General features: G+C 71.0%; 18 protein-coding genes. 4 read left to right on the top strand and 14 right to left on the bottom strand.

Annotated elements, in window-relative coordinates; translation table 11 throughout:
* Positions 1-2: 2 nt before the first annotated feature.
* The 3 genes from N8I87_RS34850 to N8I87_RS34840 all read right to left on the bottom strand — a co-directional run bounded on the left by N8I87_RS34850 (position 3) and on the right by N8I87_RS34840 (position 4406).
* Positions 3-437 (bottom strand): roadblock/LC7 domain-containing protein, encoded by a 435-nt coding sequence (locus N8I87_RS34850; protein ID WP_263214762.1) that lies wholly within the window; start codon positions 435-437, stop codon positions 3-5.
* Between the two features lie 80 nt (positions 438-517).
* A complete protein-coding gene (locus tag N8I87_RS34845; RefSeq protein WP_263214761.1) occupies positions 518-2731 on the bottom strand; it encodes an ATP-binding protein in 2214 nt (737 codons plus the stop codon).
* Positions 2732-3140: 409 nt separating this feature from the next.
* On the bottom strand, positions 3141-4406 hold the full coding sequence (locus tag N8I87_RS34840) for an MBL fold metallo-hydrolase (protein WP_263214760.1): 1266 nt from the start codon (positions 4404-4406) through the stop codon (positions 3141-3143).
* A 203-nt stretch (positions 4407-4609) separates the two neighbouring features.
* On the opposite strand from N8I87_RS34840, the gene N8I87_RS34835 reads away from it, so the two are divergent.
* The 3 genes from N8I87_RS34835 (at position 4610) to N8I87_RS34825 (ending at position 7427) form a co-directional block, all read left to right on the top strand.
* Positions 4610-5188 (top strand): carboxymuconolactone decarboxylase family protein, encoded by a 579-nt coding sequence (locus tag N8I87_RS34835; RefSeq protein WP_263214759.1) that lies wholly within the window; start codon positions 4610-4612, stop codon positions 5186-5188.
* 307 nt (positions 5189-5495) lie between these two features.
* Positions 5496-6674, top strand: coding sequence for a Glu/Leu/Phe/Val dehydrogenase dimerization domain-containing protein (locus N8I87_RS34830; protein ID WP_263214758.1), 1179 nt, complete (start codon positions 5496-5498; stop codon positions 6672-6674).
* A gap of 93 nt (positions 6675-6767) precedes the next feature.
* Positions 6768-7427: a TetR/AcrR family transcriptional regulator gene (locus tag N8I87_RS34825; protein WP_317633517.1), complete on the top strand. Its 660-nt coding sequence runs from the start codon at positions 6768-6770 to the stop codon at positions 7425-7427.
* A gap of 41 nt (positions 7428-7468) precedes the next feature.
* Here the strand turns inward: N8I87_RS34825 and N8I87_RS34820 are convergent, their stop codons facing one another.
* The 3 genes from N8I87_RS34820 to N8I87_RS34810 all read right to left on the bottom strand — a co-directional run bounded on the left by N8I87_RS34820 (position 7469) and on the right by N8I87_RS34810 (position 11897).
* Positions 7469-8254, bottom strand: a complete 786-nt coding sequence (locus tag N8I87_RS34820) for an SGNH/GDSL hydrolase family protein (protein ID WP_263216802.1) — start codon at positions 8252-8254, stop codon at positions 7469-7471.
* A 277-nt stretch (positions 8255-8531) separates the two neighbouring features.
* The gene (locus N8I87_RS34815; protein ID WP_263214757.1) at positions 8532-9482 is read right to left on the bottom strand and encodes a M23 family metallopeptidase; all 951 of its coding nucleotides are present in this window, start codon (positions 9480-9482) and stop codon (positions 8532-8534) included.
* A 342-nt stretch (positions 9483-9824) separates the two neighbouring features.
* Positions 9825-11897, bottom strand: coding sequence for an alpha-galactosidase (locus N8I87_RS34810; RefSeq protein ID WP_263214756.1), 2073 nt, complete (start codon positions 11895-11897; stop codon positions 9825-9827).
* Between the two features lie 172 nt (positions 11898-12069).
* Here N8I87_RS34810 and N8I87_RS34805 point away from each other — a divergent pair, with 172 nt between their 5' ends.
* Positions 12070-12867, top strand: coding sequence for a tyrosine-protein phosphatase (locus N8I87_RS34805; RefSeq protein ID WP_263214755.1), 798 nt, complete (start codon positions 12070-12072; stop codon positions 12865-12867).
* 28 nt (positions 12868-12895) lie between these two features.
* Here the strand turns inward: N8I87_RS34805 and N8I87_RS34800 are convergent, their stop codons facing one another.
* The 8 genes from N8I87_RS34800 to shc form a co-directional block, all read right to left on the bottom strand.
* Positions 12896-13018 carry a DUF6126 family protein gene (locus N8I87_RS34800; RefSeq protein WP_263214754.1) on the bottom strand — a complete coding sequence of 41 codons (123 nt, stop codon included), beginning with the start codon at positions 13016-13018 and terminating at the stop codon, positions 12896-12898.
* Positions 13015-13662, bottom strand: a complete 648-nt coding sequence (locus N8I87_RS34795; protein ID WP_263214753.1) for a helix-turn-helix domain-containing protein — start codon at positions 13660-13662, stop codon at positions 13015-13017. The genes N8I87_RS34800 and N8I87_RS34795 overlap by 4 nt, the downstream gene beginning before the upstream one ends.
* Positions 13663-13766: 104 nt before the next feature.
* Complete coding sequence (locus N8I87_RS34790) at positions 13767-15152, bottom strand: aspartate aminotransferase family protein (protein WP_263214752.1); 1386 nt, start codon at positions 15150-15152, stop codon at positions 13767-13769.
* Positions 15149-17077: a 1-deoxy-D-xylulose-5-phosphate synthase gene (gene dxs, locus N8I87_RS34785; protein WP_263214751.1), complete on the bottom strand. Its 1929-nt coding sequence runs from the start codon at positions 17075-17077 to the stop codon at positions 15149-15151. The genes N8I87_RS34790 and dxs overlap by 4 nt, the downstream gene beginning before the upstream one ends.
* Positions 17078-17105: 28 nt before the next feature.
* Complete coding sequence (gene ispG / locus N8I87_RS34780) at positions 17106-18263, bottom strand: flavodoxin-dependent (E)-4-hydroxy-3-methylbut-2-enyl-diphosphate synthase (protein WP_263214750.1); 1158 nt, start codon at positions 18261-18263, stop codon at positions 17106-17108.
* A gap of 4 nt (positions 18264-18267) precedes the next feature.
* Positions 18268-19293 carry an adenosyl-hopene transferase HpnH gene (gene hpnH / locus N8I87_RS34775; protein WP_263214749.1) on the bottom strand — a complete coding sequence of 342 codons (1026 nt, stop codon included), beginning with the start codon at positions 19291-19293 and terminating at the stop codon, positions 18268-18270.
* 5 nt (positions 19294-19298) lie between these two features.
* On the bottom strand, positions 19299-19940 hold the full coding sequence (locus N8I87_RS34770) for a 5'-methylthioadenosine/S-adenosylhomocysteine nucleosidase family protein (protein ID WP_263214748.1): 642 nt from the start codon (positions 19938-19940) through the stop codon (positions 19299-19301).
* A complete protein-coding gene (gene shc / locus N8I87_RS34765; RefSeq protein ID WP_263214747.1) occupies positions 19940-21985 on the bottom strand; it encodes a squalene--hopene cyclase in 2046 nt (681 codons plus the stop codon). The genes N8I87_RS34770 and shc overlap by 1 nt, the downstream gene beginning before the upstream one ends.
* Positions 21986-21987 lie beyond the last annotated feature (2 nt).

The raw sequence follows: 21987 nt of genomic DNA, 5'->3' as shown, positions 1-21987 counted from the left end.
GCTCAAGGCCTCATCGCCGGGGGTTCGACGGCAGGCTGCCGGGGCGCGGTCACCAGGTAGGGGCGGACGCTCTTGACGAGCATCGCCATCTCGTAGCCGAGCACCGCCGCGTCGGCCTCCCGGCCGGCGAGCACCGCGAGGCAGGTGCCGGAGCCGGCGGTGGTGACGAACAGCAGGGTCGAGTCGAGTTCGACGACGACCTGCCGCACGTCCCCGCCGTCGCCGAAGCGGATGCCCGCGCTGCGGCCGAGGGAGTACAGGCCGGACGCGAGGGCGGCCATGTGGTCGGCGCTGTCCGGGTCGAGGCCGTGGACGGACTTCACCAGTCCGTCGCAGGACAGGAGCACCGCGCTGGAGGTGTGCGGTACGCGCTGCACGAGGCCGCTCATCAGCCAGTCGAGGTCGGATACCTGGGCGGTCGGCGCATCGCTCGCCATGGTCGATCGACTCCTTGGGGTACGAAGGTCTGTGGGAGCGCCGGGCGTGGGGGTGGGTCCTGGGGCGGAAACGGGGGTGGTCATCCGGCCGGTGCGCTCCCGTCGGGCCGGGCGGTGAGTTCGGATTGCACGGGGACCGGGTGGTGCGGGTCGGTCGCGCCCCGGTCCGTCAGGCTCGTACGGGTCCACTCGGTGTGAGGTGCCTCGGTGTGGCGTGCCTCGGTGCGGGTCGGCTCCTGATCCATGTCTCCCCGACCCATGTGGGCGTGCCCCACCGCTGTCGGCGAGGTGTGGATCGACTCCACATGTGCCGATCCGCCATGCACGGACTCGACATGTGCCGGTCCCCCATGCATCGGCTCGGGATGCACCGCCTCCGTGTGCTGCTGCGCCTCGGCGAGGCCGACTCCGCGCTGGAAGGCGGCCATCAGACCGGGGTCGTGTCCCGCGGGGGTCTCGGTGTCCTGGCGTGGTGCCGGCCCACCGCGCAGCTGGGGCACGATGTGCTCCTGGGCGCGGCGGCGGGGCAGTTGGGGTTTGCCCATGGTGCCGCGTACGACACCGGTGACGCGCGGGGTGGGGGACGCGCCCGCGTTCTCCTCGACCGTCCGGCGGTCGTCGGCCCGGACCCCGGGCACGGCCGCGGCGGGGTTGGGCCGCGCCTCGCGGGCACCGCGCACCGGCAGCGGCACCGGGGCACCACCGCCCGCCGGGCCCGCCGCCGCGGACTCACCATGCGCGTGCCACCTCGTGGCGCCCGACGGCGGCTCGGCGGAACGGCCCGACGGCTGCCCGGTCCCCTGCCCTGCCCGGTGACCACGCGCGGAACCCGCCTGGGATCCGCCCTGGGGCCCCGCGGGTCCGTTGGGGGCCCCACCCCCGGCACTCCCCCGGGCCCCGCCCGGACTTCCGTCCGCCGCTGCCCCGGGTACCACTGGTAAGGCACCGCCCGGGGACGGCGTGGCTGCCCCCGTCGCGGGATCCGGTCTGCCCGCGGTCCGCTGCGGCTGCTGCCGCGACGCGGGTGCGGGCGGCAGCCCTTTGCCCGTCGCCTCGCGCGGCTGCGGTACGGCTCCGGAGACGCCCGGCTGCGTACCCAGCAGCTCCTGCGGGACGACGAGGACGGCCTGCACGCCGCCGTAGATGTTGGACTGCAGGCGGACGTGGATGCCGTGCCGCCGGGCGAGCTGGGAGACGACGAAGAGGCCGATGCGGCCGTCGGCCAGCAGGCTGGCGACGTTGACCTGGTCGGGGTCGGCGAGCAGGGCGTTCATCCTGGCCTGCTCGCCGACCGGCATGCCGAGCCCACGGTCCTCCACCTCCACGGCGAGCCCGGAGGTGACGAGGTTGGCGCGGAGCAGGACCTGGGTGTGGGGTGCGGAGAACACCGTGGCGTTCTCGACGAGTTCGGCCAGCAGGTGGATGACGTCGGCAACGGCGTGACCGCGCAGTTCGCCGTCGATCGGCGGCACCAGCTTGACCCGCGAGTACTGCTCGACCTCGGCGATGGCCGAGCGCAGCACCTCCGTCATGGAGACGGGGTTGCTCCACTGCCGCCGCGAGACGGCGCCGCCGAGCACGGCGAGGTTCTCGGCGTGCCGCCGGATCCGGGTGGCGAGGTGATCCACATGGAAGAGGCCCTTGAGCAGGTCGGGGTCCTCGATATCGTTCTCCAGGTCGTCGAGGATCGAGATCTCCCGGTGCACGAGGGACTGCAGCCGCCGGGCGAGGTTGACGAAGACCTCGAGCTTCTGTTCGCTGCCGGTCTGGCTGGAGAGCTGTGCGGCCTGGACGACGGCGCTGACGGCGCCGTCGTGGGCGCGGGCCAGGTCGGCGGCGAGGAGTTCGAAGTCGTCGGCGTCCTCGGGCGGTCCGCCGCGCGGTTTGCGCTGCGGCGCCGTTTCCCCGCGGCGCAGCGCCTCGACAAGGGCGCGCACATCGGCTTCGCCGCGGACGGCGCTGCGGCGCAGGGCGCCGACACGGTCGCGCACCGAGCGGGCGGCGCGGCCTGCGGCGACGGCGGCGATCACGATGCCCACGACGGTCACCGAGACCGCTCCGGCGATCACGGCCCAGAGGGTCATGCCGGGCCGCACTCCAGTGGTGCGGACGGTGAACAGGACGACCGCGCTGCCGCTGAGCGCGACCGCGGTGGGCGGCAGCACGGCGAGGCGGATGAGTTGGGGACGTATGTGCGTCTCGGGCAGTGCGGGAACGGGGCGGGCGACCGGTCGCCCGTGCCGGCCGCCCTCACGGCGGTCGGCACGTGGGGCCGGTGCACGGAGGTGAGACATCGGTGTCCTCGTACTGGTCCGTCGGGCTTGATTCCTCGCGCTGGTGCGCAATATGGGCATGCGCCATCGCGATGCCGGTCGATGGAGCCGTCGAATTTCGGCCCTTCGTCGCCCGACGGACACTCACAGTAGTCGCCTGTGCATCATGTGCGGTGGGCAGTTGACAAAGTCCCACGGGCAGCGTCCCGCTCTGGTATTAGGCGTCGCACCACAGACCGATAAACCCCTCAGGGCCTTCGCTCCAGAACGAGCAAAAAGTAATCCGAGACGGTCGGAAATGAACAGGCGCTAAACCGGCGGCATTTCGCCATCGATGCGAGGGCACATCAGTGCCCCATTCGAAAAGTTACACGGAAAAGGCGAGAGGCGGCCGCGCGACCGGTGGCCGACCGCGCGGTGGCGTACGGGGTCAGCTCGCGGAAACGGTCTCCGGGTCGCCCTCGTCCTCGGCGGAGCCGACGATGTCGGCCGCCGCACGGGCCTGGTCCTGGTCCCGGTCCGCCGGGGACACCACGCCCTCGGCCTCGGCGCCGCTGTCCACCGCGGTCGGCCAGCCGCCCACCGGGGCCATGGCCACGCCGCGCCACCACGGCTCGGTCGGCACGGTCTCCGCGGTCGGCTCGAAGGGCTCGCCGGGGCGGGGCAGGGCGACGGGGGCGTCGGCCGCGCCGGCGGCCGCGAGGGTGCCCTCACCGGGGTCCGACCACGCGTGGGTGGCCAGATTGAAGGTGCCCCAGTGGATCGGCAGCATCACCCCGTGCGGCCTGCCGCCCTGGAGGTCGAGGTGGGCGCGCATGCCCTCCTCGGGGGTCATGTGGATGTCGGGCCAGAAGTCGGAGTAGGCGCCGATCTGGATCATGGTGGCGTCGAACGGTCCGTGGTCGGCGCCTATGTCCTTGAATCCCTCGAAGTACCCGGTGTCGCCGCTGTGGTAGATCCGGTGCCGCTCACCGGCGACGGCCCAGGAGGCCCAGAGCGTGTGCTGGGTGTTGCGCAGGCCGCGGCCGCAGAAGTGGCGGGCCGGAGTGGCGGTCAGGGTGAGGCCGGCGACCTTGGTCTCCTCGTGCCAGTCCAGCTCGCGCAGCCGGCTCTCGGACACGCCCCAGTGCTCGAGGTGGGCGCCGACGCCCAGCGGCACGGCGAACAGGGTGTCCGTGCCGGCCAGCGCCTTGATCGAGGGCATGTCCAGGTGGTCGTAGTGGTCGTGCGAGATGACCACGACGTCGACCGGCCCGAGCGCCGCCAGCGGAACGGGAACCGGGTGCAGCCGCTTGGGCCCGGCGAACGGGAACGGGGAGCAGCGCTCGCCCCAGACGGGGTCGAAGAGCACGCGCTGTCCGTCGATCTCCGCGAGCACACTGGAGTGGCCCATCCACGTCAGCCGCAGCCCCGTGGCGGGCGGCTTGGCGAGGTCGGCGAGGGTGGTGGCGTGCACCGGGACCGTGCCCCGCGGGGCGCGCCGGGGCCGCTCGTCCTTGTCGAAGAAGACCTTGGCGAAGTCCAGCATGGAACCGGAGGGCCGGGTCCGTGCCGTGCCTCCGGGGTTCTGGAAGACACCGTCCTTGAAGTGCGGCGATCTGTGGATACGCGCCAGGCGCTCACCGTTCGGGTCCACGCCGAAGGCAGCAGGCTGCAGCGCGCGGAGCCCGGAGCTCAGGGAACGCAAACCGGTCACGGTACCTCCAGGTGGAGTCGCTGAGGTCATCCATTATGGTCGGCCCCTCCGACAACCCCGGGTCACCGGGGTCACAGCCCGCTGCCACGGCCCCGCAACGCCTCCGGCGCTGCCATGTCACATCCGCGCGGTCCCCGTCCGTCATACCGGTGAGGGCATCCGCACCCGGGTGTACCGGCACCGGCGTCACAGGAGGTGGCCCCATGGCCCGTATCTCGCTCACCCCGCCCCGCACCCCGTTCGTGCGGCTCACCGAGTGGTACAGCCGGCGCACGTACGGCAAGATCCTCGACCCCGTCCGGGCGCTCGCGCACAATCCCCGCGTGCTCCGGAGCGATCTGCGGTTCGAGCAGTCGGTGGCGAAGTGGAACCGGCTCGACCCGGATCTGAAGGCCCTCGCCGAGATGGCGACGGCCGCCGCGATCGGGTGCTCGTGGTGCATGGACTTCGGCTACTGGGTCAGCCGGGAGCGCGGTATGGCGCCCGAGAAGGTGCAGGACGTTCCCGTGTGGCGCGACAGTGACGCGTACACGCCCATGGAGCGCGACGTCATGGCGTACGCCGAGGCGATGACGGCGACCCCGCCCACGGTCGAGGACGACCTCGTCGCCCGGCTGCGCGGCCGGCTGGGCGAGCCGGCCCTGGTGGAGCTGACGGCGATGGTGGCGGTGGAGAACCTCCGCTCGCGCATCAACTCCTCCCTGGGCCTGACGAGCCAGGGCTTCAGGGACTCGTGCGCGGTGCCGGCCTCCGGAGACGGTCGGCGGACGACGGCGAAGTAGCGGCGGCGGCGAAGCAGGGACGGCTGCGGAGTAGCGGCGACTGCCTCCACGAGGGCGGACCCACTGATGATCCGTTCAGTGCGTTGACACGGTTCGGCCCGGCTTCCGATACTGACTGGTTATTCAGTAGTACCGGTAGCCCGCCCCCCTGAGACACCATGTCCGACCTGCCCACCGAACTGGTCCCGCTGAGCGAGGAGCGGCACCATGGGGCCTGTGGCGCGGGGCGACATCCCCACCACGGTGGACCTTCCGCCGGTCGATCTGCCCGCCCCGGCCCGATCACTGCTCCCGAGGAGAAGAGCCCATGACCGCCCCCCTCATGTCGCTCGTCTGGACCGACCACGTCACCGGCCGCCAGGGCTTCCTGGTCGTCGACCGGCTGGTGCGCGGAGTGGCCAGCGGCGGTCTGCGGATGCGGCCCGGCTGCACCCTCGACGAGGTGGCCGGGCTGGCCCGCGGCATGACCATGAAGGAGGCCCTGCACTACAACCCCGAGGGCCGCTATGTGCCCCTGGGCGGCGCCAAGGGCGGCATCGACTGCGATCCCCGGGCCCCGGAGGCGTACGGCCTTCTGGTGCGCTATCTGCGGGCCATGCGGCCGTACATCGAGAGCTTCTGGACCACCGGCGAGGACCTCGGCCTCACCCAGGACCTGGTCGACCGGGCCGCCGCCGAGGCGGGGCTCGTGTCGTCGATCCAGGCCGTGTACCCGCTGCTCGACGACGAGGCCGCGGCGCGCCGGCGGCTCGCGGACGCCTTCGCGGTCGAGGTGGACGGCATCGGCCTCGACGAGCTGGTCGGCGGCTGCGGGGTCGCCGAGTCGGTGCTCGCGGCCCTGGACCGGGCCGGGGTGCCGTACGCGGGCACGCGGGTCGCCGTGCAGGGACTGGGCACCATGGGCGGGGCCACGGCGCGCTTCCTCGCGCGCGCGGGTCTGACGATCGTGGCCGTCGCCGACATCAAGGGCACGATCGCCAACCCGGCCGGCCTGGACGTCGAGACACTGCTCACCGCGCGGGACGCGTACGGCACCGTCGACCGGGCCGTGCTGCGCCCCGAAGACCGCGAACTGCCGGGCGACGCCTGGCTGTCCGCGGACTCCGAGGTGCTGGTGCCCGCCGCGGTGTCGTACGCGATCGGCACCGCCGACCAGGAGCGGATCACCGCCCGCTGGATCGTGGAGGCGGCCAACATGCCGGTGCTGCCGGCGGCGGAGGAGCTGCTGTCCGCGCGCGGGGTGACCGTGCTGCCGGACGTGGTGGTCAACTCCGGGACGAACGCCTGGTGGTGGTGGACGCTGTTCGGCGACATCGGCCCCGACGCGGACGAGGCCTTCGGCTACACCCGGAGCTCCATGCGTACCCTCATCGACCGCGTGCTGGCCCGCGCGGAGGCCGACGGCACGACCCCGAGGGCGGCCGCACACGCCATCGTGGCCGACCGGCTGCCGGTGATCGCGGACCGGTTCGGGTGGTACCGGTGACGGGTGGCGGCCCGGAGTTCCCGGTCCTCGACGAGGAGGGTCGCGTGAGGCTCGGCTACCGGTTCCCGCACTGAGACGGATTAGGGTGACCGCGTGGCGAGAGTGCGGTTGAGCGTGGCGGAGCGGCGGGAGGAACTGCTGCGGGCCGCCGTCGAGCAGATCGAGGCGCGGGGCGTGGCGGCGGTCAGGATCGCCGATGTGGCCTCGGCGCTCGGTGTGAGCAACGCGCTGGTGCTGTATCACTTCTCGACGAAGGAGAGGCTGGTCGCCGCGGCGTTCGCCCATGCGTCCGAGGCCGACCTGACCCATCTGCGCAAGCTGCTGAACCGCCGTACGACCGCGCTGCGCCGACTGCGGACCGCCGTACGCTGGTACGCCCCCACCGGCCAGGCCAAGGGCTGGCGGCTGTGGATCGAGGGCTGGGCGGTGGCCCTGCGCGAGCCCGCCCTGCGCGAGGTCACCCGGGATCTGGACAGGCAGTGGAAGGCGGCCATCACCGAGGTCATCGCGGAGGGCGTGGCGGCGGGCGAGTTCCAGTGCCCCGACCCGGCCGGTGCCGCCCTGCGGCTGACGGCCCTGCTCGACGGGCTCGCCGTTCAGCTGACGTCCTACGCGGGCGCGGTCCCGCGGTCCCGGGCGCAGCAGTGGGTCGACGAGGCCCTCGCCCGGGAACTGGGCCTGAACCGGGAGGCGTTGACGGCGCAGGAACGTGACGGCGCAAGAACAAGAACGGTGACGGCGCGGGAGCGGTGAACGCTCCCGCGCCGTCGCGCCGTGCACTCCGAGTGGGCTCGTCAGGCCACCGAGGCGATCCGCATCTTGATGTCGTCCGGGGACAGCGTCCCCTTGGCGGTCACATGGTCCCCCGACGACTCCCCGCGCAACCGCCGCCCGATCCACGGGACCAGATACTCGCGCGCCCAGTGGACGTCGTCGCGACGGACGTCGAGGGTGCCGCGGGGCGGGAGCGGGGGCCAGGGCTGTTCCGGGTCGGCCGGGACCGCCACGCCGAGGGCCTGGCCGGCCCGGAGCGCCACCCGCGTGTGCCCCTCGGGCGAGAGGTGGAGCCGGTCGTCGTCCCAGGCACGCCGGTCCTGAACGGTCTTCAGGGACCACAGGTCCAGCACCGGGCAGCCGTAGCGGTCGGCGATGGCCCGGACGTGCCCGTTGTACGTGGCGATCTTGCCGCGCAGATGCTTGAGCACGGGCACGGTGCGGGTGTCGAACCCGGTCGTCACCATGACCGTGCCGGCCGCCTCGGTCAGCTGCTCGATCGCCCGCTCGAAGCGCTCGGCCACCTCGTCCGGGTCGGTGCCGGGACGGATGATGTCGTTGCCGCCCGCGCAGAAGGACACCAGGTCCGGCGCGAGCTCCACGGCCTGCGGAAGCTGGTCGGCCACGATCTGGTCGAGCAACTTCCCACGTACCGCGAGATTGGTGTATTTGAAGTCGCCCTCGGGCCGCCGGTCCGCGAGAAGTACCGCGAACCGGTCGGCCCAGCCGACGAATGCCCCGTCGGGGCCGGGGTCGCCGACGCCCTCGGTGAAGCTGTCCCCCACCGCCACGTACGACCCGATCACTGATCTGCTGTCACTCTTCGAATCGTCTGCCACGTCGGCCCATGATTCACCTTCGGATGTGACCTACGCGATCGTAGGAAGGGGTTGACGAACGGTGAGATAGGACACTCTTAAATAGTTTGCCAACGCGGGAATATGACGCCGTTGAGGCGGGTTGACGCATCGATCGCACAGTGCCGTCGCGCTGCACCATGGCACCGCAACACCGAAGGCCGGACCCGGGGGGCAGGGGTCCGGCCTTCGGCGGCGTGGGGGTCGGGGCGGGTGCCCGACGCGATCAGGCGACGGGCACGCCGTGCGAGCGGAGGTAGGCGACCGGGTCCACGTCCGAGCCGTAGTCCGGCGTGGTGCGGATCTCGAAGTGCAGGTGCGGTCCGGTCACATTGCCGGTCGCGCCGGACAGTCCGATCTGCCGGCCCGCGGTGACGGACTGGCCGGCCGAGACGGAGATCTGGGAGAGGTGGGCGTACTGCGCGTAGTAGCCGTCGTCGAGCTTGATGACGACCTGGTTGCCGTACGCGCCGCCCCAGCCCGCGGAGACGACCGTGCCCGCGGCCACGGCCTTGAGGGAGGTGCCGGTCGGGACGACGAAGTCGACGCCGGTGTGGTAGCCGCTGGACCACATGCTGCCCGGGACGTGGTAGTTGGTGCCGATGGCGGCACCCGCGACCGGGAGGGTGTAGCCGGACGAGGCGACGGCGGCCTGAACGGTTCCGGCACTTTCGGCCGATACACCGGAGGCGCTCGCGGAGTTCGACACGGACGCCTGCGACGCGGACGGCTTCAGCGCGGACGGCTTCGACGCGGATGACTTCGACGCGGACGAGGGAGCCGGAGCCGAGGACTTGGTGGCCGTCCCGGCCTTTCCGCCGAGGGCGAGTTTCAGGCCCGGGTGGATCAGCGAAGGGTTGTCGCCGACGGCCTCGCGGTTGTCCCGGTAGAGCCGGTGCCAGCCACCACGGACGCTCTGCTCCTCGGCGATCTTCGAAAGGTAGTCGCCGGTCTTCACCGTGTAGGTGCGCACACCCGAATCCGCCGCCGCGGCCTTCTTCTCGGCGGTCGGAACCGACTGCACGGCCTGCGCCGAGACGGACTCAGGCGTGGCCGCATGGGCACCGGTGGCCCCGATCAGCGGAAGAGCCAGCGCCGCGCCACCGGTACCGGCGACGGCGACCGAACGGCTGAAGCGGCGGTGCTTGGGGCGGCGGTGCTTACCCTTCCGGGGCATGGCGAATTCCTCTCCGGACACGGGTGAGTTCGGGCGGACTCCGGGCGACGGCAGGATTCGGCGTTCCGTCCGGATTGGGGGCGAACGTAAGCGAGCAAGATGCGAACGGACAAGCAGTTGGTTCCTTGTGTCCGGCTTTCGCTTGATCCGTTACGGGAATTCTCGGTCACCCACAGTGAATTTCCGCCCCATTCTTCCGGTCAATTCCAAGGAAAAGCAGGCGAATTACGTGAACATGACGCGCGACGGACGGTCACGAATATGACGCTCCTCACGCACCTATACCCAGACCCCTTCATTCCAGAGCGAGTTAGAATGAAAGGGGCAGTTCGGGTATATGGTTCAAATGCGACGTAGACGGAAAACCCTCGCGTCAAGATCGCCCCGAAGTCCGGTGCGCAGCCCGTGGTGCAGCAGTACGGCACCCCGGTGAATTTCGCCCGTTTCGCGGCATTCGTACGACGCCGTCGGGTCGAGGCCACGCAGCCGCAGCGCCGGGGCCGGCTCGCCGTAGTGCTGAGCCTGGAGGCAGGCGAGGACGACGGTTTCGTCGCCGAGCACGTACTGCACCGCACTCAGCCCGCCCTCCGGAGGCCGCAGCCGGTACTGCTCGCCGCGCTGCACGACCGGGCGGATGTCCTTGTAGAGCTCCACCCGCTCCTTGGCCTCGACAAGCTCCTCCTCCGTCCACTCCGCGAGGTCGCCGCCGACCCCCAGGACCCCGGCCATGGAGCTCACGAAGCGGAAGCGGAGCGAGCTGACCCTGCCGTTGAGCTGGGTGTTCGGACTGTCGGTGACCCAGGCGGCCATGATCCGGGCCGGGTGGATCTGACTGAAGCCGTGCTGGATGCGGAGGCGGTCGAGCGGGTCGGTGTTGTCGGAGGTCCACACCTGGTCGGTGCGGCTCATGACACCGAGGTCGATGCGGCCGCCGCCGCCCGAGCAGGACTCGAACGCGACGCCCGGGTGGGCCGCCCGCAGCCGGTCCAGCAGGGCGTACAGGGCACGTACATGGTCCACCCACAGGCGCTGCGGATAGGGCTCCCCCGGCCAGCCCGCGTCGGTGAAGCAGCGGTTGAAGTCCCACTTCACATAGTCGACGGGGGCGCTGGAGAGCAGACCGTCCAGCTGCTCCCAGAGGTACTCCTGGACGTCCTCGCGGGCCAGATTGAGCACGAGTTGATTGCGTAGTTCCGTCCGCTTTCGTCCCTGTTGGTACTGCACCCAGTCCGGGTGCCCGCGATACAGGTCGCTGTCCGGGTTGACCATCTCGGGCTCGACCCAGATGCCGAACTGCATCCCGAGGGCGTGCACATGGTCGGCGAGCGGCTTGAGGCCGTTCGGGAAGCGGTCGGGGTTGGGTGTCCAGTCGCCGAGTCCGGCGCGGTCGCCGGTGCGGGCACCGAACCAGCCGTCGTCGACCACGAACAGCTCGACACCGATCGCCGCCGCCCGGCGCGCGAGGGTCGCCTGCTGCTCCTCGGAGATGTCGAAGGTCGTGGCCTCCCAGGAGTTGAAGAGCACCGGCCGGTCCCGGTCGGCGTCCGGCACGATGTACGCCCGCTGGTAGGCGTGCCAGGCACGGCTCGCGCCGCCGAAGCCGCCGTCGCTCCACAGGCCCGCGAAGACCGGGCTCGTGTACGACTCCCCCTCGGCGAGCATCAGCAGGCCCGAGTCGTCGTACCCGGCGCCACCGGTGATCTGCACGCGCGCGTCCGGGAGTTGGGCGACCGCGATCCGCCAGGACCCCGACCAGCCCAGCGCGCAGCCGTACACCTCGCCGCGCTCCTCGGTGGCGTCCGTGTCGAGCGCGACCCAGGGCAGGTGCTGGTGACCGGTGTGGCCGCGGCGGCTGCCGATGACCTTCTCGCCGTGGGTGAGCGGCGCCCGGGTCAGCAGGGACTCGGCGGCCCAGCGGCCGTGCAGCTGGGACAGTTGCCAGCCGTCACGGTCGGGCAGGGTCCAGGTGGCCGGGTCGGCGCGGAGCAGCTCCACGCGCGCGTGCCCGTGGTTGCCGACGGTCACCCAGCGCTCGATGACGTCCCCGCGCATCCGGTAGTGCAGCGTGACGGCCAGCCCTGCGTCCCAAAAGCGCAGCCGCAGTTCGTCGCCCACCGTGTCGTACGCCTCGAAGGTCCACTCGGTGCCGCGCCGCTCCTCGGTGCGCACGGACAGGGCGGGGCGGGCGAAGCGGGGGCCGCCCTCGACCGGGTACTCCTCGCGTCCGTCGAGCGGGGACTCGAAGGGCCAGTAGTCGGGCAGCGGGCGCACGGCGAGCGCCTCGGCGTCGGCGAGCGCGATGCTCGGCCCCCAGTGGAGGTGGAGCAGTTCGTCCGCCTCGGTGAGGTGCAGCGCGTAGCTGCTGTTCGGCCCGGACAGGAGCCAGGTACGACCGTTCTCGGCGATGTCCACCATGAAGTCCTCACAAGTGCCAACAGATCCGCGCAAGCCCAAACATCATCAAGGGCCGAGGGCGTCGGGGGCAACGCCTGTGGACAACTCATTGCCTGAGGAAACTCATGTCGTATCGTCGACAGCGTGCCCGTCGACGAGTCGCGTCGGCGCCGCCCGAGCGTGAGGAGCCACCGTGACGCAGCACGTCCCGTCGACCGAGCCCGAGCTGGCCGGAGTGCGCAACTTCCGTGACGTGGGCGGACTGCCGACCGTGGACGGACGGCGGGTGCGCCACGGAGTGCTGTTCCGCAGCGGCCACCTCGCGCACGCGACCGACGAGGACACGGAGTTCCTCGCCTCCCTGGGCCTGCACACGATCTTCGACTTCCGCAACGCGGCCGACCAGAAGCTGGAAGGCCCCGACGTGGCGCTGCCGGGCGTGCGGAACGTGAACATGCCGCTGAGCGACCCGGCGGACGGCGCCGAGTTCTGGACGATGGTCCGCGAGGGGAACCTCGACCAGCTGCGCGGGATCCTCGCGGACGGCAAGGCCGCGAACCGGATGATCACCTCCTACCGCAAGATGGTCAGGGAGCGCACCGCCGAGCACTCCCGGGTGCTGCACTCCCTGGTCGAGGACAGCGTCCCGGCCCTGATGCACTGCGCTGCGGGCAAGGACCGCGCGGGCCTGTCCATAGCCGTGACACTGCTCGCCGTGGGCGTGGAGCGCGAGGCGATCGTGGCCGACTACCTGGAGTCGAACGCCAAGCACCGCCGCTACCAGGTGCGGCGCAGCGGCAGCACCGAGTCGGCCTACACCCCCGAGGTGATGGAGCTGCTCAGCCCGCTGTTCGAGGCCCGGGCCGAGTATCTGGCGGCGGCCTTCGAGACGGTGGAGGAGACGTGGGGCACGGTCGAGGTCTACCTGGAACAGGGTCTCGGGTTCGGCCCCGGGCACCGGGAGCGGCTGCGCGAGCGGCTGCTCGACTGACGCCGGTTATCTCCCGGCCCCCATCGGGTCAGCCCTTGGCGCCCACCGCGAACAGCAGGTAGATGAAGGCGGCCAGGACGTGGCCGACGACGCCGTAGATGATCAGACGGACCCACAGGGCGCGGGGGAACTTCTCCTCCAGGTTGCTCATGGCAGCTCTCCGGTGATGGGGCCCAGGCACAGGGTGGCCGTGGGACTCTGCAGCAGGGTGTGGACGAACAGGAGCTCGACCCCGTCGTGGTCCTCGGCGGCGAGGCGGTGCGGGGTCAGCGAGTCGAAGTGCGCGCTGTCTCCGGGCGCGAGCAGGTGCGCGGTGTCCCCGAGGCGCAGTCTGAGCCGCCCCTTGAGGACGTACAGCCACTCCTCGCCGGGGTGGACGCGCACGATGTCGCCCTGCGAGCCGTGGGGCACGCGGACACGCAGGGCCTGCATCCCGCGGCCGGGCGCGCCGGCCTGCCAGTACGTCCAGCCGCCGGCCCGGGTCGGTTCCATGTCGGCGGCGCGCACGAGCGCGTCCCGGTCGGCGGCCGTCTCGCCCAGCAGGTCCGAGACCGTCGTACCGTAGATGCGCGCGAGTGCGAGCAGCATCGGCAGGGAGGGCTGGCGCTGTCCGGTCTCCAGGCGGGAGAGATGGGCGGGCGACAGCCCGGCCGCGCGGGCCGCGGCCTCCAGGGTGAGACCGGCGCGGCGGCGCAGCGAGCGGAGCTGGGGGGCCACGGCGGTCAGGGCGTCGGCCGGTCCGGCCGTCGGCTCGGGCCCGTGGCCGGGCGGATGCCCGGCTTCGGAGGAGCTCATGTCTCCATTCAGCCCGAGCTTTGCCTAGTTGGCAAATTTCTTGCCTCAGAGGCAAAGCCCAGACGGGTGATCAACCCTGGGAAGTGATCAACCCGGGCTGGTGATCACCGGTTGGCGACCGCCTGCTTGATCAGGGTCCTGCCGAAGTCCCACATCAGGCCGCCGCCGCTGTGCGCGTCGTCCATCACGTCGGTGAAGGCGTCCACGAAGCGGTCCACCTCCGCCTCGCCGATGACCAGCGGCGGGATCAGCTTGATCACCTCCAGATGGTCGCCGGAGACCTGGGTGAGGATGCGGTGGCGTTGCAGCAGCGGTACGACGACCATCTGCGCGAACAGGCCCTTGCGCGCGGCCTGCAGCATGGTCCAGCGGCTCTTCAGCCTCAGCGAGCTCGGCTTGCCGAACTCGATGCCGATCATCAGGCCCCGGCCGCGGACGTCGGCGAGCAGTTCGTACTTGTCGGTCAGTGCGGCCAGCCGGGACTTCAGGTGATCGCCGATCATCCGCGCGTGGGCAACGGTCTGCTCGTTCTCCATGACCGACAGGACGGCCAGCCCGGCGGCCATGGCCTGCGCGTTGGAGCCGAAGCTGGCCGAGTGGACCAGCACCCGGTCCATGGACGAGTAGACCCTCTTGAAGATCCAGTCCTTGCCGAGGGTGGCGCCGACCGGCACATAGCCGCCGGACAACGCCTTGGCCACGCACACCAGGTCGGGTTCGACGCCGTCCTCGTGCTGGTAGGCGTAGAAGTCACCGGTCCGGCCGAGGCCTGTCTGCACCTCGTCGGCGACGAGCAGCGCCTTGTGCCTGTGCAGCAACTCCTGGGCGGCGCGCAGATAGCCGGGCGGGGCCTCGTGCACCCCCTTGCCCTGGATCGGTTCGACGATCAGGGCGGCGACGTCGCCCTTCTTCAGTTCCCGTGCCAGGGCGTCGAGATCGCCGAGAGGGACGGCCGTGTCGGGCAGCAGCGGGGCGAAGCCGTCCCTGAAGCCGTCCTCCCCGTTGACCGACAGCGAGCCGGTGGTCAGGCCGTGGAAGGCGTGGTCGCAGTAGAGGATCCGCGTCCTGCCGGTGGCGTACCGGGCGAACTTCAGCGCGGTCTCCACGGCCTCCGTACCGCTGTTGCCGAAGAACACCCGGTCCAGGTGCGGACTATGGGTGAGGAGCTTCTCGGCCAGCAGGCCGGGCAGCGGCTGACAGTCGAAGCGGGTGAGGTCGGCGAGCTGGGCGTCGAGGACGTCGTGCAGCGCCTTGCGGACGACAGGGTGGTGACGGCCGAGGCCCATCACCCCGAACCCGGCGAGCATGTCCAGGTAGTCGTTGCCGTCCGCGTCCCAGAAGTGGGCGCCCTCGGCGCGCTCGTAGACCTTGTCGAAGCCGATGGTGTGCAGCATGCGCGGCAGCTGGTGGTTCAGGTGCCTGGCGTGCAGCTCGTAGCGTTCGGCTCCGCGCTCGGCCAGGAGCGCGCCGAGGTCGAACTCCGTGGTCATTCAGCTCTCTCCTTGGCTGTGCCCCCCACGTCCTTGACGGCGACCGTGTCCCCCACATCCTTGACGGCCAGGCTCGCGCCGATCCGTCCGGCGACCTCGACGGGCGTGAGGCCGATGTCGGCCAGCACCTCGCCGCGCTTGGCGTGCGCGAGGAACTGCTCCGGGATGCCGAACCGCCGTACCGGTACGTCGACATCGGCATCGCCGAGCGCCAGCGCCACGGCGGCGCCGACCCCGCCCGCGCGACTGTTGTCCTCGACGACGGCCACCAGCCGGTGCTCGGCGGCGAGGCCCGGCAGGGCGGGGTCGACGGGCTTGACCCAGCGGGGGTCGACGACGGTGCAGCCGATGCCTCGAGCGTGCAGCAGTTCGGCGGCCTGGAGGCAGACGGGCGCCATGACGCCGACGGCCACCAGCAGCACCTCGGGGCGTTCGGCGCGGTGCAGGACGTCGAGACCGCCGACGCGGTCGACCGCCGGGATCTCGGGACCCACCGACTCCTTGGGGAAGCGCACCAGGGTGGGCGCGTCGTCGACCGCCACCGCCTCGCGCAGCTGGGCGCGCAACTGCGCGGCGTCGCGCGGAGCGGCGATTCTCAGGCCGGGGACGACCTGGAGGACCGACATGTCCCACATGCCGTTGTGGGAGGCACCGTCGACGCCGGTGACGCCGGCCCGGTCGAGGACGAAGGTCACCCCGCAGCGGTGCAGCGCCACATCCATCAGGAGCTGGTCGAAGGCGCGGTTGAGGAAGGTGGCGTAGACGGCGACGACGGGGTGCAGGCCGCCGGTCGCGAGGCCCGCCGCCGACACAGTCGCGTGCTGCTCGGCGATGCCGACGTCCCACACCCGGTCGGGGAAGCGCTCGGCGAACTTGCCGAGGCCCACCGGGTGCAGCATGGCCGCCGTGATGGCCACGACGTCGTCGCGCTCCTCCCCGATGCGTACGATCTCGTCGCCGAACACCGAGGTCCAGGAGGGTCCGCCGGACGGTGTGAGCGGCTCGCAGGTGAGCGGGTCCATCACGCCGACGGTGTGGAAGTGGTCCTCCTCGTGGGCCAGGGCGGGTTCGTAGCCGCGGCCCTTCTCGGTGAGGCAGTGGACGAGGACCGGGCCGTGGAAGCGTTTCGCACGCCGCAGCGCCGACTCCACGGCCTTGATGTCGTGCCCGTCGATCGGGCCGACGTACTTGAGGCCCAGGTCCTCGAACATGCCCTGCGGGGCGAAGGCGTCCTTGAAGCCCTTCTTCGCGCCGTGCAGGGACTCGTAGAGGGTGTTCCCGACCACCGGCGTGCGCAGCAGTACGTCCTTGCCCCAGGCCAGGACCTTCTCGTAGCCGTCGGTGGTGCGCAGGGTGGCCAGATGGTTGGCGAGGCCCCCGATGGTCGGCGCGTACGACCGTTCGTTGTCGTTGACGACGATGATCAGCGGCCGGTCCTTGGCGGCCGCGATGTTGTTCAGCGCCTCCCAGGCCATGCCGCCGGTGAGCGCGCCGTCGCCGATGACCGCGACGACATGGCCCTTCTCCCCCTGTACCTGGCGGGCCTTGGCCAGCCCGTCGGCCCAGCCGAGCGCGGTGGAGGCATGGCTGTTCTCGATGACGTCGTGCTCGGACTCCTCGCGCGAGGGATAGCCGGACAGGCCGCCCTTGCCGCGCAGCTTGGAAAAATCCTGTCGCCCGGTCAGAAGCTTGTGGACATAGCTCTGGTGGCCGGTGTCCCACAGGATGCGGTCGACCGGTGACTCGAAGACCCGGTGGAGTGCGACGGTCAGTTCCACCACGCCCAGGTTGGGCCCGAGGTGGCCGCCGGTCCTGGCGACCGCCTCCACCAGGAACTCCCGTATTTCGTCGGACAGTTCACCGAGTTCCGCCTCGGACAGCGCCTTCAGGTCGCGTGGTCCCCGGATGTTCTCCAGCATCGTCACGCTCGGGCCCCCTCTCGGTCCGTGCTGTTCAGCTCACGGTGACGGCGGGCTCTCCGGACCCGTCGCCGTCCTTCTCCATCTGTTCGGCGATCTTCATCGCCTCCTCGATGAGGGTCTCCACGATCTTGGACTCGGGCACGGTCTTGATGACCTCGCCCTTGACGAAGATCTGGCCCTTTCCGTTGCCGGAGGCCACCCCCAGGTCCGCCTCGCGCGCCTCGCCGGGGCCGTTGACCACGCACCCCATGACCGCCACGCGCAGCGGCACTTCCATCCCCTCCAGGCCCGCCGTGACCTCGTCCGCCAGCTTGTAGACGTCGACCTGGGCGCGTCCGCAGGACGGGCACGACACGATCTCCAGCCGCCGCGGCCGGAGGTTCAGCGACTCCAGGATCTGGTTGCCGACCTTGACCTCCTCGGCGGGCGGCGCTGACAGGGACACCCGGATCGTGTCGCCGATGCCCCGCGAGAGCAGCGCGCCGAAGGCGACCGCCGACTTGATGGTGCCCTGGAAGGCCGGGCCCGCCTCCGTGACGCCCAGGTGCAGCGGGTAGTCGCACTGCGCCGCCAGCTGCCGGTACGCCTCGATCATCACCACCGGGTCGTTGTGCTTGACGGAGATCTTGATGTCCCTGAAGCCGTGCTCCTCGAACAGGGACGCCTCCCACAGCGCGCTCTCCACCAGCGCCTCGGGGGTGGCCCTGCCGTACTTCTGGAGCAGCCGCCGGTCCAGCGAGCCGGCGTTGACCCCGATGCGGACCGGCGTGCCGTGGTCCTTGGCGGCCCGCGCGATCTCCTTCACCTGGTCGTCGAACTTCTTGATGTTGCCGGGGTTCACCCGCACGGCCGCGCAGCCCGCCTCGATGGCCGCGAACACGTACTTCGGCTGGAAGTGGATGTCCGCGATCACCGGGATCTGCGACTTGCGGGCGATGGTCGAAAGGGCGTCCGCGTCGTCCTGGGTCGGGCAGGCGACGCGCACGATCTGGCAGCCGGTCGCGGTCAGTTCCGCGATCTGCTGAAGGGTGGCGCCGATGTCCGACGTACGAGTCGTCGTCATCGACTGCACCGACACCGGGGCCCCGCCCCCGACCGCCACCGGCCCGACGTGAATCTGCCGCGAGGCGCGCCGCTCGGCGATCGGCCGGGCCGGTACCTCGGGGACGCCCAAGGGAATGGCGGTCATGACGTCACTTCTGCTTTCCGCTGGTCATGGTCTCGCGGGCGGCCCGCAGCGACTCCTTCAGGGAGCCCATGGTGGCCAGGACGGCGGTCGGCTCGTAGCCGCAGTGCGCCATGCAGTTGGCGCACCGCGGGTCCTTGCCGCGGCCGTACGCGTCCCAGTCGGTCTCCTCCAACAGCTGCTTGTACGTGGCCACATAGCCGTCGCTCATCAGATAGCAGGGCTTCTGCCAGCCGAAGAGCGAGTAGCTCGGGATCGCCCACGCGGTGCACGGGAAGTCGACCTTGCCCTCCAGGAAGTCCAGGAAGAGCGGGCTCTGGTTGAGCCGCCAGCGCCGTCGGTTGCCGCCCGCGAAGGCCTTCTTGAACAGCTCACGGGTCTGCTGGACGCCGAGGAAGTGCTCCTGGTCGGGGGCCTTCTCGTAGGCGTAGGCGGGCGAGAGCATCATCTCGTCGACCTGCAGGTCGTCGTTGAGGTAGTTCAGCACCTCGACGACGGTCTGGGGGGTGTCGGTGTTGAAGAAGGTCGAGTTGGTGGTCACCCTGAAGCCGCGCCGCTTGGCCTCCTTGATGGCCTCCACCGCCTCGTCGAAGGTGCCCTCCTTGGCCACGGAGGCGTCGTGCCGCTCCCGCAGCCCGTCGATGTGCACCGCCCAGGCGAAGTAGGGCGAGGGCTTGAACCTGTCCATCTTCTTGCGCATCAGCAGTGCGTTGGTGCACAGGAAGACGAACTTTTTCCTGGCCACCAACTGCCGTACGATCTCGTCGATCTGGGGGTGCATCAGCGGCTCGCCGCCGGCGATGGACACCATCGGGGCACCGGACTCCAGCACCGCTCCCACGGCCTGGGCGACGGGCATGCGCTGCTTCAGGATGCCCGCGGGATGCTGGATCTTGCCGCACCCTTCGCAGGCGAGGTTGCACGCGAACAGCGGCTCCAGCTCCACCAGCAGCGCGAACTTGTCCCGCTTCCGCAGTTTCTGTTCGAACAGGTACGTAGCGACCTTGATGGACTGACGCAGCGGCATGGCCATCTGGCTCACCTCCGGGGGAGCAGCAAAGAACGGTGCCATTCGAAGAAAGCGGGAATCACGGAACGAAGGACGCGGAAGGCTGATATTCCACCGCGCACCGTGCCGATCCGGACGAGTTCATGTTCTGGGGCGTCCACGACCACCCGTACGGCCGCAACCGGGCGCTCGCCCCCGCGGACGGCGCTCAGGAGCGTCGCCGCCGACTCCATGTCGACGGCGATCGCGCCGGTCGCGCGCAGGTCGGAGCGTTCCTGACCGCGGACGACGTGGTCGGAGCCGGTGAGGGGCCCGGTGTGGACGGTGCGTCCGGGCACGGTGCGCGCGAGTTCCTTCACGAGCAGGTCGGTGCCCACGCAGGGGACGTTTCCGCGGGGGTCCCGGGTCTCCTCGGCGACGACCAGGTCGCCGGGGTGCATGCCGGGGGCGAGTCCCGCGCAGAAGCCCGTGGCCAGGACGGCCGCGCCGGCGTACGCCGGGTCGGCCAGCAGACGGGTGACGGAGCGTTCCGCCGCCTCGGGTCCCATGCCGGTGCGCAGCACGGTGACGGGCCCGCCGGCGCCGCCGTGGTCGCGGGTGCGCAGGGCGAGCCGCTCGATGCCGAGCGCGCAGGCGATCAGCAGCGGGGCCGGGGCGGGCTGTGCGGTCATCAGCTCCCCTTGGCCTCGGCGAGGCGCTGCTCGGCGAGCTTCTCGGCGGGCTTGGCGGTGTGCCGGTCGGCGAAGGGCTCGCCGTGCACATAGCGGCCGAGGGCGGTGAGCGGGAAGACCTGCCGGTAGAGGTGGTAGTTGATGGAGAAGTCCCAGGGGAATCCGGTGCCGGTGAAGTACGGCTCGTCCCACGAGCCGTCCTCGCGCTGGGTCTCGGCCAGCCACTGGATGCCGCGCTCGACGGCCTTGGAGTCCTTCTCCCCCGCCGCGAGCAGCGCCATCAGCGCCCAGGCGGTCTGCGAGGCGGTGGAGGCGCCCCGGCCGCTCCATTCCTTGACGTGTTTGTAGGAGCGCAGGTCCTCGCCCCAGCCGCCGTCGTCGTTCTGGACGCTCTCCAGCCAGGTCACGGCCCGGCGGATCGCCGGGTGGGAGGCGGGGAGCCCGGCGGTGGTCAGCGCGGGCACCACGGACCCGGTGCCGTACACGTAGTTGACGCCCCAGCGTCCGAACCACGAGCCGTCCGGCTCCTGTTCGGCCAGCAGCCATTCGATGCCGCGCCGGGTGCGCGGGTCGTGGGACAGGCCCTCGACCGCGAGCATCTCGACGACGTGCGCGGTGACGTCGGCCGAGGGCGGGTCGACGACCTCGCCGAAGTCGCAGAACGGCAACCGGTTGGGGAACGGGCTGGTGTTGTCGGCGTCGAAGGCGCCCCATGCCCCGTTGCGGGACTGCATGCCGACTTCCCAGCGCACTCCGCGCGTGATCGCCTTCTCCACCCGCTCCGGATCGTGGTGCCGGACCCGGCGCAGGGCGAGGATCACCTCGGCGGTGTCGTCGATGTCGGGGTAGTTGTCGTTGTGGAACTCGAACGCCCAGCCGCCCGGCGGGAGTCCGGGCCGCCGTACGGACCAGTCACCGGGCCGGACGACCTGTTCGCCGAGCATCCAGTCGGCGGCCTTGACGAGCTGGGGGTGATCGGCGGGCAGTCCCGCGTCGGCGAGCGCGATGGTCGCCAGGCAGGTGTCCCACACCGGGGACTGGCAGGCCTCGATCATCCGGGCGCCGTCCTCGCGCCACACGGCGTACCGGTCCAACGACTCCAGTCCCGCGCGCATCACCGGGTGTTCGAGGTCGTAGCCGAGCAGGTACAGGGCGATCACCGAGTACACGGCGGGCGGCTGGATACCGCCCCAGCAGCCGTCGTTCTCCTGCCGCTCGACGATCCAGCGGGCGGCGGAGTTCATCGCGGCCCGGCGCAGCTTGCGCGGCACGACCTTGCGCGCCCGGTGCAGCGCCTTGTCCAGCCGCTGGAAGACACCGTCCCAGCTCGCGGCCGGGGCAAGGGGACGCGGCGGGTTCGGGCGGTCCGGGTCGGTGTGCAGTTCGTCGAGCGGGAAGGGCGCGGGCCGCACCGGGCGCTTCGCGGAGACGATGGTGAGCGGCACGATGGTCTGCCGGGCCCAGCAGCCGAAGTCGTAGATGTTGAGCGGCATCCACTTGGGGAAGTAGATCAGCTCCGGCGGGAGTTCGGGCAGGTCCTCCCACTTCCACCAGCCGAACAGGGCCAGCCAGATCCGGGTGAAGACCCGGGCGGACGCGATGCCGCCCCGTTCGCGGATCCAGGCGGAGGCGCGGGCCATGTGGGGCGCCTCGGGCGCGTCGCCCGCCAGGCGGAGCGCGACATAGGCTTCGATGGTGGTGGAGAGTTCACCGGGGCCGCCGTGGAACGTGGCCCAGGTGCCGTCCGCGCGCTGCTCGCCGCGGATGAAGAGCGCGGCGGCGTGGGTCGTCGCCTCGTCGCGGATGCCGAGGAACTGACGGAGCAGCAGGTCCTCGGCGTCCATCGTGACGTTGGTCTCGAGGTCGCCCTTCCACCAGCCCTCCGCGTCCTGCCGGGAGAGCAGGAACTCGGTGGCGAGCCCGACGGCGCGTTCGGCGGCTTCTTGTACCCCGGCCGCCACGGGTGTGCTGATGTCGGTTTCGCTGGCCGCGGCGGCCCGGGGCGGCAAGGCGGCCCCGGTGCTTCCGTCGGTCGTCGCTGTCATGG

Source organism: Streptomyces sp. HUAS 15-9 (genome assembly GCF_025642155.1).
Classification (GTDB): domain Bacteria; phylum Actinomycetota; class Actinomycetes; order Streptomycetales; family Streptomycetaceae; genus Streptomyces.
Note: the sequence above shows the minus strand (reverse complement) of the source record. Positions and strands in the feature narration are given on the sequence as shown.

What these genes read in the sequence shown, in the direction of transcription:
- N8I87_RS34830 (WP_263214758.1), top strand. Translation starts at nt 5,496, where the DNA reads ATGACCGCCCCCCTCATGTCGCTCGTCTGGACCGACCACGTCACCGGC.
- N8I87_RS34800 (WP_263214754.1), bottom strand. Translation starts at nt 13,018, where the DNA reads ATGAGCAACCTGGAGGAGAAGTTCCCCCGCGCCCTGTGGGTCCGTCTG.
- ispG (WP_263214750.1), bottom strand. Translation starts at nt 18,263, where the DNA reads ATGACCGCCATTCCCTTGGGCGTCCCCGAGGTACCGGCCCGGCCGATC.
- N8I87_RS34835 (WP_263214759.1), top strand. Translation starts at nt 4,610, where the DNA reads ATGGCCCGTATCTCGCTCACCCCGCCCCGCACCCCGTTCGTGCGGCTC.
- N8I87_RS34790 (WP_263214752.1), bottom strand. Translation starts at nt 15,152, where the DNA reads ATGACCACGGAGTTCGACCTCGGCGCGCTCCTGGCCGAGCGCGGAGCC.
- hpnH (WP_263214749.1), bottom strand. Translation starts at nt 19,293, where the DNA reads ATGGCCATGCCGCTGCGTCAGTCCATCAAGGTCGCTACGTACCTGTTC.
- shc (WP_263214747.1), bottom strand. Translation starts at nt 21,985, where the DNA reads ATGACAGCGACGACCGACGGAAGCACCGGGGCCGCCTTGCCGCCCCGG.
- N8I87_RS34770 (WP_263214748.1), bottom strand. Translation starts at nt 19,940, where the DNA reads ATGACCGCACAGCCCGCCCCGGCCCCGCTGCTGATCGCCTGCGCGCTC.
- N8I87_RS34810 (WP_263214756.1), bottom strand. Translation starts at nt 11,897, where the DNA reads ATGGTGGACATCGCCGAGAACGGTCGTACCTGGCTCCTGTCCGGGCCG.
- N8I87_RS34795 (WP_263214753.1), bottom strand. Translation starts at nt 13,662, where the DNA reads ATGAGCTCCTCCGAAGCCGGGCATCCGCCCGGCCACGGGCCCGAGCCG.
- N8I87_RS34850 (WP_263214762.1), bottom strand. Translation starts at nt 437, where the DNA reads ATGGCGAGCGATGCGCCGACCGCCCAGGTATCCGACCTCGACTGGCTG.
- N8I87_RS34815 (WP_263214757.1), bottom strand. Translation starts at nt 9,482, where the DNA reads ATGCCCCGGAAGGGTAAGCACCGCCGCCCCAAGCACCGCCGCTTCAGC.
- N8I87_RS34845 (WP_263214761.1), bottom strand. Translation starts at nt 2,731, where the DNA reads ATGTCTCACCTCCGTGCACCGGCCCCACGTGCCGACCGCCGTGAGGGC.